This is a genomic window from Paraburkholderia sediminicola (assembly GCF_046030555.1).
Lineage (GTDB): Bacteria > Pseudomonadota > Gammaproteobacteria > Burkholderiales > Burkholderiaceae > Paraburkholderia > Paraburkholderia sediminicola_E.
Window position 1 is genome coordinate 618,094 of the sequence record NZ_JAQQCH010000001.1, and the last position, 14,408, is coordinate 632,501.

Annotated in this window: 14 protein-coding genes; 7 read left to right on the forward strand and 7 right to left on the reverse strand. The window is 62.0% G+C overall.

Annotated features, from left to right (window positions below; all coding sequences use genetic code 11):
- Positions 1 to 466 precede the first annotated feature (466 nt).
- Positions 467 to 745: a 30S ribosomal protein S20 gene (rpsT, locus tag PQQ52_RS02875; protein WP_074282377.1), complete on the forward strand. Its 279-nt coding sequence runs from the start codon at positions 467 to 469 to the stop codon at positions 743 to 745.
- Positions 746 to 989: 244 nt separating this feature from the next.
- Here the strand turns inward: rpsT and PQQ52_RS02880 are convergent, their stop codons facing one another.
- Positions 990 to 1,337 (reverse strand): DUF3579 domain-containing protein, encoded by a 348-nt coding sequence (locus tag PQQ52_RS02880; protein ID WP_054034308.1) that lies wholly within the window; start codon positions 1,335 to 1,337, stop codon positions 990 to 992.
- Between the two features lie 435 nt (positions 1,338 to 1,772).
- Between PQQ52_RS02880 and argF the strand changes: the two genes are divergently transcribed.
- Both argF and PQQ52_RS02890 read left to right on the forward strand, forming a co-directional pair.
- On the forward strand, positions 1,773 to 2,702 hold the full coding sequence (gene argF, locus PQQ52_RS02885; RefSeq protein ID WP_325045554.1) for an ornithine carbamoyltransferase: 930 nt from the start codon (positions 1,773 to 1,775) through the stop codon (positions 2,700 to 2,702).
- A gap of 236 nt (positions 2,703 to 2,938) precedes the next feature.
- Positions 2,939 to 4,165, forward strand: a complete 1,227-nt coding sequence (locus tag PQQ52_RS02890; RefSeq protein WP_408206626.1) for an argininosuccinate synthase — start codon at positions 2,939 to 2,941, stop codon at positions 4,163 to 4,165.
- A 254-nt stretch (positions 4,166 to 4,419) separates the two neighbouring features.
- On the opposite strand, the gene murB is transcribed toward PQQ52_RS02890, so the two are convergent.
- Entirely contained in the window at positions 4,420 to 5,460 is a 1,041-nt protein-coding gene (murB, locus tag PQQ52_RS02895; RefSeq protein ID WP_408206628.1) for a UDP-N-acetylmuramate dehydrogenase, read from the reverse strand.
- Positions 5,461 to 5,645: 185 nt separating this feature from the next.
- Between murB and PQQ52_RS02900 the strand changes: the two genes are divergently transcribed.
- On the forward strand, positions 5,646 to 6,131 hold the full coding sequence (locus PQQ52_RS02900; protein ID WP_054034313.1) for a YajQ family cyclic di-GMP-binding protein: 486 nt from the start codon (positions 5,646 to 5,648) through the stop codon (positions 6,129 to 6,131).
- 118 nt (positions 6,132 to 6,249) lie between these two features.
- Here PQQ52_RS02900 and plsY read toward each other — a convergent pair whose 3' ends face one another.
- Both plsY and ybaK read right to left on the reverse strand, forming a co-directional pair.
- Positions 6,250 to 6,894: a glycerol-3-phosphate 1-O-acyltransferase PlsY gene (gene plsY / locus PQQ52_RS02905; RefSeq protein WP_408206630.1), complete on the reverse strand. Its 645-nt coding sequence runs from the start codon at positions 6,892 to 6,894 to the stop codon at positions 6,250 to 6,252.
- A gap of 125 nt (positions 6,895 to 7,019) precedes the next feature.
- Entirely contained in the window at positions 7,020 to 7,511 is a 492-nt protein-coding gene (gene ybaK / locus PQQ52_RS02910; RefSeq protein WP_408206632.1) for a Cys-tRNA(Pro) deacylase, read from the reverse strand.
- A gap of 197 nt (positions 7,512 to 7,708) precedes the next feature.
- On the opposite strand from ybaK, the gene PQQ52_RS02915 reads away from it, so the two are divergent.
- Complete coding sequence (locus PQQ52_RS02915; protein ID WP_408206634.1) at positions 7,709 to 9,271, forward strand: class I adenylate-forming enzyme family protein; 1,563 nt, start codon at positions 7,709 to 7,711, stop codon at positions 9,269 to 9,271.
- 119 nt (positions 9,272 to 9,390) lie between these two features.
- Here PQQ52_RS02915 and xerD read toward each other — a convergent pair whose 3' ends face one another.
- The 3 genes from xerD to queG all read right to left on the reverse strand — a co-directional run bounded on the left by xerD (position 9,391) and on the right by queG (position 12,178).
- The gene (xerD, locus tag PQQ52_RS02920) at positions 9,391 to 10,326 is read right to left on the reverse strand and encodes a site-specific tyrosine recombinase XerD (RefSeq protein WP_408206636.1); all 936 of its coding nucleotides are present in this window, start codon (positions 10,324 to 10,326) and stop codon (positions 9,391 to 9,393) included.
- A complete protein-coding gene (locus PQQ52_RS02925; protein WP_408206638.1) occupies positions 10,323 to 10,793 on the reverse strand; it encodes a methylated-DNA--[protein]-cysteine S-methyltransferase in 471 nt (156 codons plus the stop codon). The genes xerD and PQQ52_RS02925 overlap by 4 nt, the downstream gene beginning before the upstream one ends.
- A gap of 143 nt (positions 10,794 to 10,936) precedes the next feature.
- The gene (gene queG, locus PQQ52_RS02930; protein WP_408206640.1) at positions 10,937 to 12,178 is read right to left on the reverse strand and encodes a tRNA epoxyqueuosine(34) reductase QueG; all 1,242 of its coding nucleotides are present in this window, start codon (positions 12,176 to 12,178) and stop codon (positions 10,937 to 10,939) included.
- Positions 12,179 to 12,195: 17 nt separating this feature from the next.
- Between queG and tsaE the strand changes: the two genes are divergently transcribed.
- Together tsaE and PQQ52_RS02940 are read left to right on the forward strand one after the other, a co-directional pair.
- A complete protein-coding gene (gene tsaE / locus PQQ52_RS02935) occupies positions 12,196 to 12,792 on the forward strand; it encodes a tRNA (adenosine(37)-N6)-threonylcarbamoyltransferase complex ATPase subunit type 1 TsaE (protein WP_408206642.1) in 597 nt (198 codons plus the stop codon).
- The gene (locus PQQ52_RS02940) at positions 12,774 to 14,348 is read left to right on the forward strand and encodes an N-acetylmuramoyl-L-alanine amidase (protein WP_408206643.1); all 1,575 of its coding nucleotides are present in this window, start codon (positions 12,774 to 12,776) and stop codon (positions 14,346 to 14,348) included. Before tsaE ends, PQQ52_RS02940 begins: the two co-directional genes overlap by 19 nt.
- Positions 14,349 to 14,408: the final 60 nt, after the last annotated feature.

The window sequence follows — 14,408 nt, forward strand, 5'->3', positions numbered from 1 at the left end:
CCGCAGACGTTCGTTCGGATGCGCGGATCAGGCCGTTTTTTGTTGCTTGCCGCACGCGTTGCGTGCCGAGCTAGCCACCCGCTCGGCAGTCGCCCGCCCTTCGCCCGCCTGCTGCCCATCCGGCCAAGGCTTACAGAATCCAGGACCGTGCGAGGCAGCCCGGCACACCAGGATTGGAGATTCCCCGTTGCCACGTGTCTGATTTTGTTGCTATAATCGCCGGTTTCGAAGCTCGCTCAATTTTCGGACGGGGTTCAGGCACGCAATCTCATCGGGCACTCAAGCCGTATTGAGGCGCCAGCCAACCTCGAAATACACCGGAACGCAGCCCGCCTTCGCGTAGTTCGATCGATTATTTCGACACTTTTTGCGCTCTTGGGCAATCGCTTCCAGGAGTTCGATCTAAAAGCAGCACCTACCACTTGAAGGTCAGGTACTGGAAACAGGAACAGGATAAGGAACCGTCATGGCTAACACCGCACAAGCACGCAAGCGCGCCCGCCAGGCCGCCAAGGCAAACTCGCATAACTCGGCACTGCGCTCGAAGTTCCGCACGGCTATCAAGGCTGTTCGCAAGGCAATCGAAGCCGGCGACAAGGCTAAGGCCGTTGAAATCTTCCAGGCGTCGTCGAAGACCATCGACATCATCGCCGACAAGAAAATCGTTCACAAGAACAAGGCAGCTCGCAACAAGAGCCGTCTCGCTGCAGCCCTCAAGGGTCTGCAAGCGCCCGCAGCGCAGTAAATTCGGTCAGCCCGCTTCGGTGGGCTACCTCCTGTTTCCGCTGCAACAGAAAGGCTCGCTTCGGCGGGCTTTTTTGCTTGGTCCCGACGAAACCGGATACTGACTCATACCTGTTCGAGAGTCAGCCGGCTGCACATCGAAGCCACCGCATTGGAGCCGTCCGCCTTGAAGCCAATGCTTCAGGCGCAAAAAAACCCGCCACTGGCGGGTTTTTCTTTTGCCGATCCGGCCCGACTCGCTCGCGCTAGATCACGTGCCTCTTCTCTTGTGGCGTAGCGTGCTCGAGTTGCAACTCGCACGCCTCCGTCACGAGAAGGTCATTATCTTTCGCGAAATTCAGGACGAAATCGAAGGCCATCGGTTCGATGTCGCGCAAGCGCGAATCGAGAATCACGCATTTGAGGTCGCCGATCATGGTGGGGCGGACGTACAACGAGTATTGCAGGTAGGCGTTCGGCCCCCTGCCACGAGGGCTAGGACCAAAACATGCCATCACACCTGCGAGCCGCTCCGACCAATCGCTCGGCCGAAATTTTTTCCCGGTCGACGTGATGCCCTGAATGAAATATTCGGTTGGAGCTGCTTCGGCCATGTAGGAATACCTGTGTGACTGCCCAGCGGGATGACGGCAAGCTGACCGCAAATCGGTTTTGGGATGCCTGAACACGTTGTGCACGCGCGAATGGCGAACTGCGCCGCCAGAAACCGCGAGGGCCGGACAAGCCGCCTCGGCGCTCGTCATGACGGCGCACCGCGAGGAAACTTTCCGAACCGCGCGAGCCGTGTCCCGCAAGCTCAATACCGGCCTGCTGGGCTTAGGGATAACCGCTAGATTATAGCGCAGCGGACCTTTTTCCGCAGCGCACACAAACGCCATGCAAAGGCTGCGCGAGCCTTTCAGACAGCCTGCCCAAGCTTTTGGCCGACTCGTCAAACGGGGCGAAATCCTTTATGCTGCATAGAGTTACCACAAACGACGGCGGCGCCGTCCGGCAATCCTGCCGGGTGAGACCGCCGTATTTGTTTCATGACCGCCAAGAAAATTCGCCACTACCTGCAGTTCAAGGATTTCTCGCTGGAAGACTACGAGTACGTACTGGAACGCGCGCGCATTCTGAAGCGCAAATTCAAGAACTACGAGACCTACCACCCGCTGCACGACCGTACGCTGGCCATGATCTTCGAGAAAAACTCGACACGCACGCGCCTGTCGTTCGAAGCCGGGATCTTCCAGCTGGGCGGCCACGCCGTCTTCATGAGCACGCGTGACACGCAACTCGGCCGCGGCGAACCGATTGAAGACGCAGCGCAAGTGATCTCGCGCATGGTCGACATCATCATGATTCGCACGTTCGGCCAGGACATCCTCCAGCGCTTCGCCGAGAATTCGCGCGTGCCGGTGATCAACGGGCTGACCAACGAATATCACCCGTGCCAGGTGCTAGCGGACATCTTCACGTACTTCGAGCATCGCGGTCCGATTCGCGACAAGACGGTCGCGTGGGTCGGTGACGCGAACAACATGCTGTACACGTGGATCGAAGCCGCCCAGATTCTCGGCTTCAAGCTGCGCCTGTCCACGCCGCCGGGCTACAAGCTCGACCGCGCCATGGTCGCGGCTGAAAGCGCGCCGTTCTATCAGGAATTCGACGATCCGAACGAAGCCTGCACAGGCGCCGATCTGGTAACCACGGACGTGTGGACCAGCATGGGCTTCGAAGCCGAAAACGAAGCACGCAAGAAAGCTTTCGCAGACTGGTGCGTAGACACCGACATGATGGCGCGCGCCAATTCCGATGCATTGTTTATGCACTGCCTGCCCGCCCACCGCGGCGAGGAAGTCAGCGCGGAAGTGATCGACGGCCCGCAAAGCGTCGTGTGGGACGAAGCGGAAAATCGCCTCCACGTGCAAAAGGCCTTGATGGAATATCTGCTGCTCGGCAAGCTGAATCACTAGGCGAGCCGCAGGCAGCACCTGCGTGAAGCGCGACGGGGCCTTGAATACGAGGCAAGGCATCCACGTTTAGCGCCACGCATCGAGCCGGCGTCCACGATAACAAGCGGCCCGGCTCACCCATCGCATTGCCCCAAAAACGCGGGCACGCGGCGGTTTAGTGTCAAAATAGTGGTTTTCCGCGCTCCGGAACCGCCGGCGCGCCTTGTTTTCCAGCTTTCTCCAGCTACGAGTTCACCATGAGCGATATCAAGAAAGTCGTGCTCGCCTATTCGGGCGGCCTCGACACCTCCGTCATCCTGAAGTGGTTGCAGGACAATTACGACGCCGAAGTCGTCACGTTTACGGCCGACATCGGCCAAGGCGAAGAGCTGGAACCGGCGCGCAAGAAAGCCCTGCAACTCGGCATCAAGCAGGACAACATCTTCATCGAAGACCTGCGCGAAGAATTCGTGCGCGACTACGTGTTCCCGATGTTCCGCGCCAACACGATCTATGAAGGCGAGTATCTGCTGGGCACGTCGATCGCGCGTCCGCTGATCGCCAAGCGTCAAATCGAAATCGCCCGCGCCACCGGCGCGGAAGCGGTCTCGCACGGCGCAACCGGCAAAGGCAACGACCAGGTTCGCTTCGAACTCGGTTACTACGCGCTGGAACCGGGCATCAAGGTGATCGCACCGTGGCGTGAATGGGATCTGCTGTCGCGCGAAAAGCTGCTCGCGTACGCTGAAAAAGCCGGCATTCCGATCGAAATGAAGCACAAGCAAGGCGGCGCGCCGTATTCGATGGACGCGAACCTGCTTCACATCTCGTTCGAAGGCCGTCACCTGGAAGACCCGAAGGCTGAAGCCGAAGCGGATATGTGGCGTTGGACGGTGTCGCCGGAACAGGCACCCGACCAGGCCGAATACCTCGACATCGAGTACGAGCACGGCGACCCGGTCGCGATCAACGGCAAGCGTCTGTCTCCGGCTGAAATGCTGACCGAGTTGAACCGTTTGGGTGGCAAGCACGGCATCGGCCGTCTGGATCTGGTCGAAAACCGTTACGTCGGCATGAAGTCGCGCGGCTGCTATGAAACGCCAGGCGGCACGATCATGCTGAAAGCGCACCGCGGCATCGAGTCGATTACGCTCGACCGCGAAGTGGCCCACCTGAAAGACGACCTGATGGCGCGTTACGCGTCGCTGATTTATAACGGCTACTGGTGGAGCCCGGAGCGCCGCGCAATTCAGGTGTTGATCGACCATACGCAAGAAAAGGTCAACGGCTGGGTGCGTGTGAAGCTGTACAAGGGCAGTGTCTCGGTTGTCGCGCGCGATTCGAAGGAAACGCTGTTCGACAAGACGATCGCTACGTTCGACGACGACGGCGGTGCGTACAACCAGGCCGACGCTGGCGGGTTCATCAAGCTGAACGCGCTGCGTATGCGGATTGCTGAGAATGCTCGTCGTCAGCGCGACTGATGATCTGCGTTTCGACGGAGGCTAACGTCGCGCAAGCGAAGCCAAGCTAGGCGCCGAGAGGCGCAGCCGGCACTGAAGCGCAGATGCAAAAAAGGCGCCGGGAGGAAACTCCCGGCGCCTTTTTCATTACCGCGTCCTGTGCGCCGATCCGATCGACGGCGAACCGGCTCCACGCCGCGTCACCCTCTTGTGCTGTCCAACCGCTACGGCGACAGCCAACAACCTAAGCGCGACTCGCCCCGCCCCTGCCGCAATCACACGCAAACCGGCTCCGCTTCCAGCTCCACCCCAAATCGCTCCAGTACATCCCGCTGAACGGCTTTCGCGAGCGCCAACACCTCAGCGCCGCTCGCCCCACCGCGATTGACCAGCACCAGCGCCTGCCGCTCATGCACGGCCGCTGCGCCCATTGCGCGACCTTTCCAGCCACATCGATCGATCAACCAGCCCGCAGCAAGCTTCACGCGGCCGTCCGACTGAAGGTAAGACACAAGCTCGGGTTCCTTGGCCTTCAGCGCCTCGAACTGCGTTGCGTCCACAACCGGATTCTTGAAGAAACTCCCCGCGTTACCGACTTGAAGCGGATCAGGCAGCTTGGCGCGCCGCACCGCCACGACCGCGTCGAAAATCGCCTGCGCGCTCAGTGCTGCGTTGGCGTAGCCACCCGCAGCCAGTTCACGCGCAAGATCCGCATACCCCGCCCGCGGCTGCCAAACCTTCGGCAAACGGAAAGTGACCGAAGTAATCACAAAACGGTCGCGCCCTTCCCGCTTGAAAAAACTGTCGCGGTAACCGAATCGGCAAGCGTCGGCATCGAGGTCGACCACGGCCCCCGTTTCCAGCTCAATCGCCCGCAGAGACGCAAACCGTTCGCACATTTCCAACCCATACGCGCCGATGTTCTGAATCGGCGCCGCCCCCACCGTGCCCGGAATCAGCGCGAGGTTCTCCAACCCGGGCAACCCTTGCGACAAGGTCCATGCGACAAAGTCATGCCACGGTTCGCCGGCTGCCGCCTCGACGTACCATGCGTCGTCGTCCTCCCGCACGACGCGGCGGCCTTGCAGAACCACCAGCAGCACCAGTCCGGCGAAATCCCCCGTCAGCACGACATTGCTGCCGCCGCCCAGCACGAGCCGCGGCAAGCCGGCGGCACGCGGATCGCGCACGGCAGCCATCAGTTGCGCTTCGTGTTCGATCCGGCACGCAAACTGCGCGCGAACATCGAAACCGAAGGTGTTATGCGCCTTTAGCGGGTAGCCGGTAATGAACGCGGCGGAGTCGGATTGGGACATCAGAATGAGAAGAATGGAGCGACGAACGAAACGACATCTGGCTTCCGGCCACGCGACAATGCGCGACGGCCTTAGGCAAAAGGGAGTTGCGTCGGTAAAATGACGCCAGGTTCGTGATTATAGCGAGTGCCCCGTGAGCAGCCGACCGGCCGCGCCACGCACCGCAGCACTATTGGGAGAAAACAATGCCATCGTTTGACGTCGTCTGCGAAGCGGACATGATCGAAGTCAAGAACGCGATCGAGCAGTCCAACAAGGAAATTTCAACCCGCTTCGACTTCAAAGGGTCGGACGCGCGCGTCGAGCACAAGGAAAGCGAAATCACGGCCTACGCCGACGACGATTTCAAGCTTGGCCAGGTAAAAGACGTGCTCCTGTCGAAAATGGCCAAGCGCAATGTGGACGTACGCTTTCTCGACTACGGCAAGATCGAAAAGATCGGCGGCGACAAGGTCAAGCAGATCATCAAGATCAAAAAAGGCGTGTCCGGCGATCTGTCGAAGAAAATCGTCCGCCTCGTGAAGGACAGCAAGATCAAGGTCCAGGCGAGCATTCAGGGCGACGCGGTACGCATCACCGGTGGCAAGCGCGACGATCTGCAAAGCGTGATCGCGATGCTGCGCAAGGACGTGACCGACACCCCGCTCGACTTTAATAACTTCCGCGACTGAACGCGCGTCAGGCTCGGCAACGGGCCGCGTCGCGCACGCCGTGAACGAACCCGGGCACGCCACCTGGTACCCGGTCGGGTACACGCCGGCTAACACCCCTCCAGCACCCCGCCCGCGCTCAAGGCTCGTTGCCACCCGCCGCGCTGGCCGCCGCGTCGGTTTTCTTCTTGTCGCCGATGCGGCTTTCCTGGCCGCGCATCAGCTTCGCAATGTTGGCGCGGTGGCGCCATACCAGCAGTGAACTCATCACGACAATTGCCAGCGCGACAATATGCGGCCCGAAAAGGAAGCCGTCGAAGATAGGCGCGAACACCGCCGCGGCCAACGCCGCCAGCGAAGAATAGCGCGTGAAGAACGCGACGATCAGCCACGTCAGCAAGGTGGCGATGCCGAGGATCGGGTTGATCGCGATCAGCACTCCCGCTGCGGTCGCCACGCCCTTGCCGCCCTTGAAACGGAAGAACACCGGATACAGGTGGCCGAGAAACACAGCGACGGACGCAATCGCCACCGCCGTATCGTCAAGGCCGTAACGCGCGCCGAAGTGCACCACGAACCACACCGGCAGCCATCCTTTGAAAGCGTCGCCGATCAGGGTAAGTATCGCGGCCTTCTTGCTGCCGCTGCGCAGCACGTTAGTCGCGCCCGGGTTGCCCGAACCATACGAGCGCGGGTCGTCCAGCCCCATCGCGGCGCTCACGACCACAGCAAACGACACCGAGCCGATCAGGTAGGCAACGACAGCAACGATCAGGTTTTGCATCTGGGACTCTTATAAGGATCGGCGGTCTGAAACTCGATACCCCAACCGCAACAGGGAACGCAACACGCAACAAGGCGGCGCACATTCTACCGAACCCACCGGCCCGAAAAACATTCAGGCAAACGTCAATCGACGCCCGCGCACTGAACCGGCGTCGCCGCAAGCAAGCCGGTCAATACCGTGGGCTCGATGCTGACCAGAAAACCGCGCCGCCCGCCATTCAGCCAGACCTTGTCCATCTCGAGGATGCTCGACTCGACGTACACCGGCATCTGCTTGCGCGTACCGAACGGCGACGTACCGCCGATCAGATAGCCCGAATGCCGGTTCGCCACCTCGGGCTTGCAGGGCTCGACACGTTTCGCGCCGATCTGCCGCGCCAGATTCTTGGTGCTGACGGTGCGGTCGCCGTGCATCAGCACAATCAGCGGCTTGGCATGCTCGTCTTCCATCACCAACGTCTTCACGACATGATGTTCGTCCACACCGAGCTGGCGCGCCGATTCTTCGGTGCCGCCATGCTCGACATAATCGTAAGGATGTTCGCCGAAAGTGACGCCGTGACGGCGCAGAAACTGCGTCGCGGGCGTTTCGGAGACGTGTCTGGATTTGCTCATCGGCGCATTGTAATGGCGAGTTTGCACAACGGCTATTTGCCGAATGGCCAATTGTGCGGGTCCGGCGATTGTGGCACGATCGTTCGTAAATCTTCCGGCGCACAGTATGCCGAGCATTGAATACGTTCAGCAACCATGTTGCATGGGACCAGAGTAACGCGCTGAAGCGCGAACTCTGGTCGACACAGGAGACAGCGTTGAGCCTCGATTCATCCATCCGTTCCACGATCGACATTCCCGCGCTGCTGGCTGCCCTGCCCGCACGTATCGCCGACATTCCGGCGCTCGCCGCCGCGCGCGACCCACGGCACGTCGCATTGATCGAGGACGCACGCCGCCTCACCAATGCGCAACTTCTGGAGGCCGTCGACGCCACCGCCGCGCTGTTGCGCGCATGGGGCGTGCGTGGCGGCGATCGCGTGATGATCGTGGCCGAGAACAGCATCGTGCAGATCGTACTGCTGTTCGCGACCGCGAAACTCGACGCGTGGGCGCTGGTGTCGAACGCCCGCCTGTCGGCCGCCGAGCTCGACGCGATCCGTGTGCACGCGCAGCCCCGCGTGGTCGCGTATGCGGCCGAAAGCTCCACGGATGCTCAACAGCATGCGCAGCGGCACCTGGCCGTCACGGCGCCTGCCATCACGCCGGATATCGGCGCCTGGTCGTACACGATCGACACCGGCGCAAAAACCGAACCGGTCGAAGCCGCCAATCACCGCCAATGCGCCGCGCTGATCTACACCACGGGAACCACAGGCGCGCCGAAAGGCGTGATGCTGTCGCACCGCAATCTGCTCTTCATCGCGGCCGTGTCGAGCCGCTTGCGCAAAGTCGGTCCGGACGATGTCGTGTACGCCGTTCTGCCGATCTCGCACGTATACGGCTTTGCATCGGTTTGTCTCGGCAGCCTGCACGCCGGCGCGACCTTGCGCCTCGCGCCGCGCTTCGTTCCGGAAGCGGTGCGGCGCGCGCTCGCCGACGAACGGGTGTCGATTTTTCAGGGCGTTCCGGCCATGCATGCCAAACTGCTCGAACATGTGCAAACGCACGGTCACGCGTGGTCCGCGCCGCATCTGCGCTTTGCCTATTCGGGCGGCTCGCCGCTCGACGCCGCGCTCAAGGCGCGTGTCGAAAGCGTCTACGGCCTCCCGCTGCACAACGGCTACGGCATGACCGAGAGCAGCCCGACCGTCTCCCACACCATGCTCGATGCGGCGCGCAGCGATTGCTCAGTTGGCGAGGTCATTCCTGGTGTTGACGTGCGGTTCGTCGGACTCGATGGCGTCGATGCCGCGCCGGGCGAAATCGGCGAACTATGGGTACGTGGCCCGAACGTGATGCTCGGCTACTACCGCAACCCGGAGCAGACCCGCGCCGTCGTGACCGAAGACGGCTGGCTCAAGACCGGCGATCTCGCGCGGCAGGACGCGGACGGTGCGTTGCATATCGTCGGGCGCAGCAAGGAGTTGATCATCCGCTCGGGCTTCAACGTGTATCCGGCCGAAGTCGAGCATGTATTGAACGCGCATCCGCAGGTCGTGCAATCGGCGGTGATTGGGCGCGCAGTGGAGGGTAACGAGGAAGTGGTCGCGTTCGTCGAATTGATCGCGGGCGCGAAAGTATCCCCGGCTGAACTGATCGCGTGGTGCGGCGAACGTCTCGCGCCATACAAGCGGCCTGCCGAAGTGAAAGTGCTCGCCGCGCTACCGGCTGCGTCGACGGGCAAGATTCTCAAGCACCGGTTGCGCGAGTTCATGTAAAGCAGCGGCCGCAATGGCTTCGGCGAGGCGAGCCGAGGCCATAAAAATGCGGCAGCAGGAGCAATCACAACCGGACGCGTAACGGCACGGGCAAACGCGAGCATCCATGCAAGCGCTCGTCACCCCCGCGGATGATGCTGCGCATGCAGCGACTTCAACCGTTCGCGGGCCACGTGTGTATAGATCTGCGTGGTCGAGATATCCGTATGCCCGAGCAGCAATTGCACGACGCGTAAATCGGCACCATGGTTCAGCAGGTGCGTCGCGAACGCGTGCCGTAGTGTGTGCGGCGAGAGCGGCGCGTGCACCTCGGCCGCTGTCGCGTGACGCTTGATGATGTTCCAGAACTGCTGGCGGGTCATGCCCTCCGCGCGGCTCGTGACGAACAGCGCATCCGTCGCTCGCGCCCCCAGTAAAGCCGGGCGCGCTTCGCGCAGATAGCGTTCGATCCAGTTATGCGCCTCTTCGCCGAACGGAATCAGGCGCTCTTTCGAGCCCTTGCCCATCACACGCACCACGCCTTCGTTCAGGCCCACTTCCACCGTCTTCAGCGTGACGAGTTCGGTGACACGCAAACCGCTCGCGTACATCAATTCCAGCATGGTGCGATCGCGCAGGCCCAAGGGCGTGTCGATGTCCGGCGCGCCGAGCAGTGCTTCGACTTGCGCTTCGCTGAGCGTCGACGGAAAACGCGGCGGTTGCTTGGCCGAACGAATGCGCACCGTCGGATCGACCTGCGCGCGATGTTCGCGCACCGCCCAACCGTAGTAGCGGCGAAACACCGAAAGCCGCCGGTTCGCCGAGGTGGATTTGTCTTTCTGACGCGCCGCGCTATAGGCGTTGAGATCGGCCTCGCTGGCGGTGTCGAGCGAGGTGTTGCGGCTTTGCGCGAGCCATTCGCAGAACAGCCGCAGATCGCGCCGGTACGCATCGAGCGTGTTGCGCGACAAACCGTGCTCGAGCCACAACGCGTCGCAGAACGCATCGATCGAGGCCGAGCTCGCCACAAACAAAGGTGACGCGGCCGGCGCGTCTTCAATCACGGTGTCGCTCATGCGTAGGGAATGCCTTCATGCGCCAGAAGCCAGCGCTTGACGTTGCGAAAGAAGCCCTCTCCGGCGTGATGCGCGAATCCGCCGATGCCGCTCGCACTGACCACCCGATGACACGGAATCACGATCGGAAAGTAATTGGAACCGCATGCCTGGCCGACTGCGCGCGGAACACTTCCTAGCTGCCTTGCCAATTGCCCATAGGTCAGTACGACGCCCGGCGGGATGTCGCTGATTGCCTGCCACACGCGTCGCTGAAACGGAGTGCCGACCGTGGCCAGCGGCAATTCGAATTTCGCGGATGCACGCTCGAAATAACGTTCGATCTGCTCCACAGACTGTTTGGCCAAGCGCGTGTCCGGTGCGACGTTCTGCACCGACTCCGGCAAATAGACAATCTCGCGCACGGCCTCGCCTTCGAGGCGTATGCCGACCTTGCCGAACGGTGCATCGATCACTGCGTTGAACATGGTTGCTTGCTCCGTGATTGGCGGCGCATCTTTCAGATTGCATGGCGGCGCATTTGAATTGGCGCGCAAACAGCTTGCAAACGCGCTACTCGCCATCACCCGTGACTGACTCCTGGCGACGATCCCGCCCGATTGCCGCTACTTTACGCCGCTTCCAACGCCCATTCCACATGCTCGCGCACCACCGCCGAAGGGTCTTCGGTCCGTAACTTCAGCGCTTGAACAATCGCCTCGCGCGCATCCTCGCTCAAACTTTCCGAAGACGCACGCAGCGCATTGCCCATCCCCACCGCGAGATTGCGCAGCCAGCTCTCATAGCCGATGCGGCGAATCGCACTCCCTTGCATGCGCGTATCGAACTCGACGGCAGACCATGCGAACAGTTCGACCAGCGTCGCACGATCGAGCCCATGCCGCACATCGAAATCGGCAACCGGCGCGGCCTGCGCAAACTTGTTCCACGGACAGACGAGCTGGCAATCGTCGCAGCCGTACACACGATTACCGATCAGCGGTCGCATTTCCAGGGGAATATTGCCTTTCAATTCGATCGTCAGATACGAAATACAGAGGCGTGCATCGACCTTATAGGGCGCCACGATCGCACCCGTCGGGCATGCACCGATGCAACGCGTGCAACTGCCGCAATGCGAACCCGGCGTTTCGGGCGCGTCGTCGGGCGACGTCTCGGCATCGGTGGGCAACGGCACGTCGACGTAGATTTCGCCGAGAAAAAATAGCGATCCGGCATCGCGCTGCAGCAGCAGTGTGTGCTTGCCGCGCCAGCCGATCCCGGCCTTCTGGGCAAGTTCTACTTCGAGCACCGGCGCCGAATCGGTAAATACGCGGTAGCCAAATGCGCCGATCTCCGCCTCGATTTTCTCGGCCAGATGTTGCAGACGGTTACGCATCACCTTGTGATAATCGCGGCCCCGCGCATAGATCGACACCACCGCCGCCGACGGGTCCGCGAGCCGCGCATGCTCGGCTGCGCGCCAGTCTTGCGGTTCGAGCGGCGAGTCCTGCAAAGCGCTTTCGTGCGCCTTTCCACTCAATGTCTGAGCGGGCAAATAGGCGATGCGCGCGGTAATCACACGTCGCGTGCCGGCCACAAGCTCGGCGGGGCGCGCGCGTTTCATGCCGTGTTTCGCCATATAATCCATCTCGCCGTGGCAACCCGCGTCCAGCCATGCTGCAAGCGGCGCTTCGGCAGCGGAGAGATCGGTGTCGCTGATACCAATCGCCCCGAAACCCAGTTCACGGCCCCACGTTTTGATGTTGAGCGCGAGCGCATTCAGCGCCGCTTCATCGAAATGACGCTCGGCACGCACACCGTCGTTAGACGCAGGCGGGCAGGAAACAGGGGACTCCGGACTTCGGTTCATCACGCCATTTTACGAGAATGCCTGTCAACCCCGATCTCGCGATCCAACCGCCCGCCGATATTCTGCTCGAACGCTCCTTTGCGCTCGCGGATGAGGCCGCCACCCATGCATTCGGCGAGCGCTTCGCGCAGGCGATCGAAAGCGTACGCGAGTTGCCGCAAAAACCACTGCAAAAACCGCAGCAACACGCGCTTGGCATCACGGGGGATCAGGCATTCCACGGACTGCAGGTACAACTCGTCGGCGACCTCGGTGCCGGCAAAACCACGCTGGTGCGCGCAACTTTGCGCGGCCTCGGCCACACCGGCCGCGTGCGCAGTCCCACTTACACACTCGTCGAACCCTACGTGCTTGAACGGCCCGCTGGGGAACTCGCGCTCTATCACTTCGATCTGTATAGATTCACCGACCCGGCCGAATGGGCCGACGCGGGGTTTCGCGAGTACTTCGACAGCGGCGCCATCTGCCTCGTCGAATGGCCGCAGCGCGCAGGGCGTCTCCTTGGCGTGCCGGATCTCGTCTTCTCGCTCGATCTGGACAGCACGGGCGAAGGTCGGGTACTCGTCGCACAGGCATACAGCGAATCAGGAAAGGCATGTCTCGAAAGATGTTGATCAAACCGTTCCGCTCGATCGAATCGGCGGCTACCGCAACGCATAACTGGCGGCGCCGGCAGATTCTGCGCGCGGGCGCGTCCACGCTGGTGCTCGGCCTTGTCGCTCCGCGTCTTGCGTGGGCAAGCTCGGTGCTGGGCGTGCGGGTCTGGCCGGCGCGCGACTACACGCGCGTGACGATCGAGTCGGATCAGCCTTTGCAGAATACGCAGCAGTTGCTGCAGGGCCCAGACCGGCTGGTGGTCGATTTGAGCGGTCTCGATCTGGACCAGGCGCTGAAGGATCTGGTGTCGAAGATTACGCCGAACGACCCGCAGATTCAGTCCGTGCGCGTCGGGCAATATCAGCCGCACGTCGTGCGCATGGTGTTCGATCTGAAGGGCTCGGTGAAGCCGCAGGTGTTCACGCTGCCGCCGGTCGGCGCGTACAAATACCGGCTGGTGTTCGACCTGTACCCCGCTGTCGCGCCCGATCCGCTGATGGATCTGCTCGCGCAGACCGAGCGCAAGCAGCAAACGCTGGAAGAAAACAACGCGCCGCCCGCTACGCTAAGCGGCCCGGGCACCACGCCGCCCACCGCCGACAACAGCGAAGCCTTCTTCGAGCGCTATGCACAGAATGGCAGCGGCGGGACGGCGCCGAGCGTGCCACATCCGCCGGCGCATACCACACCGACCCCTGCTCCGCCCATCCTCGGCAAGCCTGCAACGCCGACGACACCGCTTGCGCCGGCCACGCCGCCCACCGCAATCGCCCGCAACAAGGGGAGCAGCAGCAACCTCGGCAGCGATGACAGCGACGATAGCTACGCATTCACCAACCCGAAAACCGGCAGGAGCAACACCGTACGTCTGTTGACCGTCGCGATCGATCCGGGTCACGGCGGCGAGGACCCGGGCGCGATCGGCGGCGGGGGCACGTATGAGAAGCACGTCGCACTCGACATCGCGAAGAAGCTGCGCGCGAAGATCGACGCGCAGCCGAACATGCGCGCCATGATGACGCGCGACGCCGACTTTTTCGTGCCGCTTAACGTGCGCGTGCAGAAGGCGCGGCGCGTGGGCGCAGACCTGTTCGTGTCGATCCACGCGGACGCATTCACCACCCCGGAGGCCAAGGGCTCGTCGGTGTTTGCCTTGTCGGAGCATGGCGCCTCGAGCGCCGCGGCGCGCTGGATGGCGAACAAGGAGAACTCATCGGATCAGATCGGCGGGATCAACATCAAGTCCGCCGACGCCACCGTCAATCGCGCGTTGTTCGATATGTCGACCACCGCGCAGATCCGCGACTCGATGCGCTACGGCAATTTCGTGCTGAAGGAAATCGGCGGCATCAACAAGCTGCACAAGGGCTCGGTCGAACAGGCCGGATTTGCTGTGCTGAAGGCGCCGGATATTCCGTCGATCCTCGTGGAGACCGCCTTCATCAGTAACCCGGATGAGGAGCGCCAGCTGAACGACGACGCCTATCGGGAGAAGATGGCTGACGCGATCATGAGCGGCATCAAGCGCTATTTCGCGGCGAATCCGCCGTTGGCGAAGAATCGCATGACCTGACACCACCCTGCATGGCACACGTCACGCCCTGCCATGCAGGCGATAAAAAACGGCCGCTCG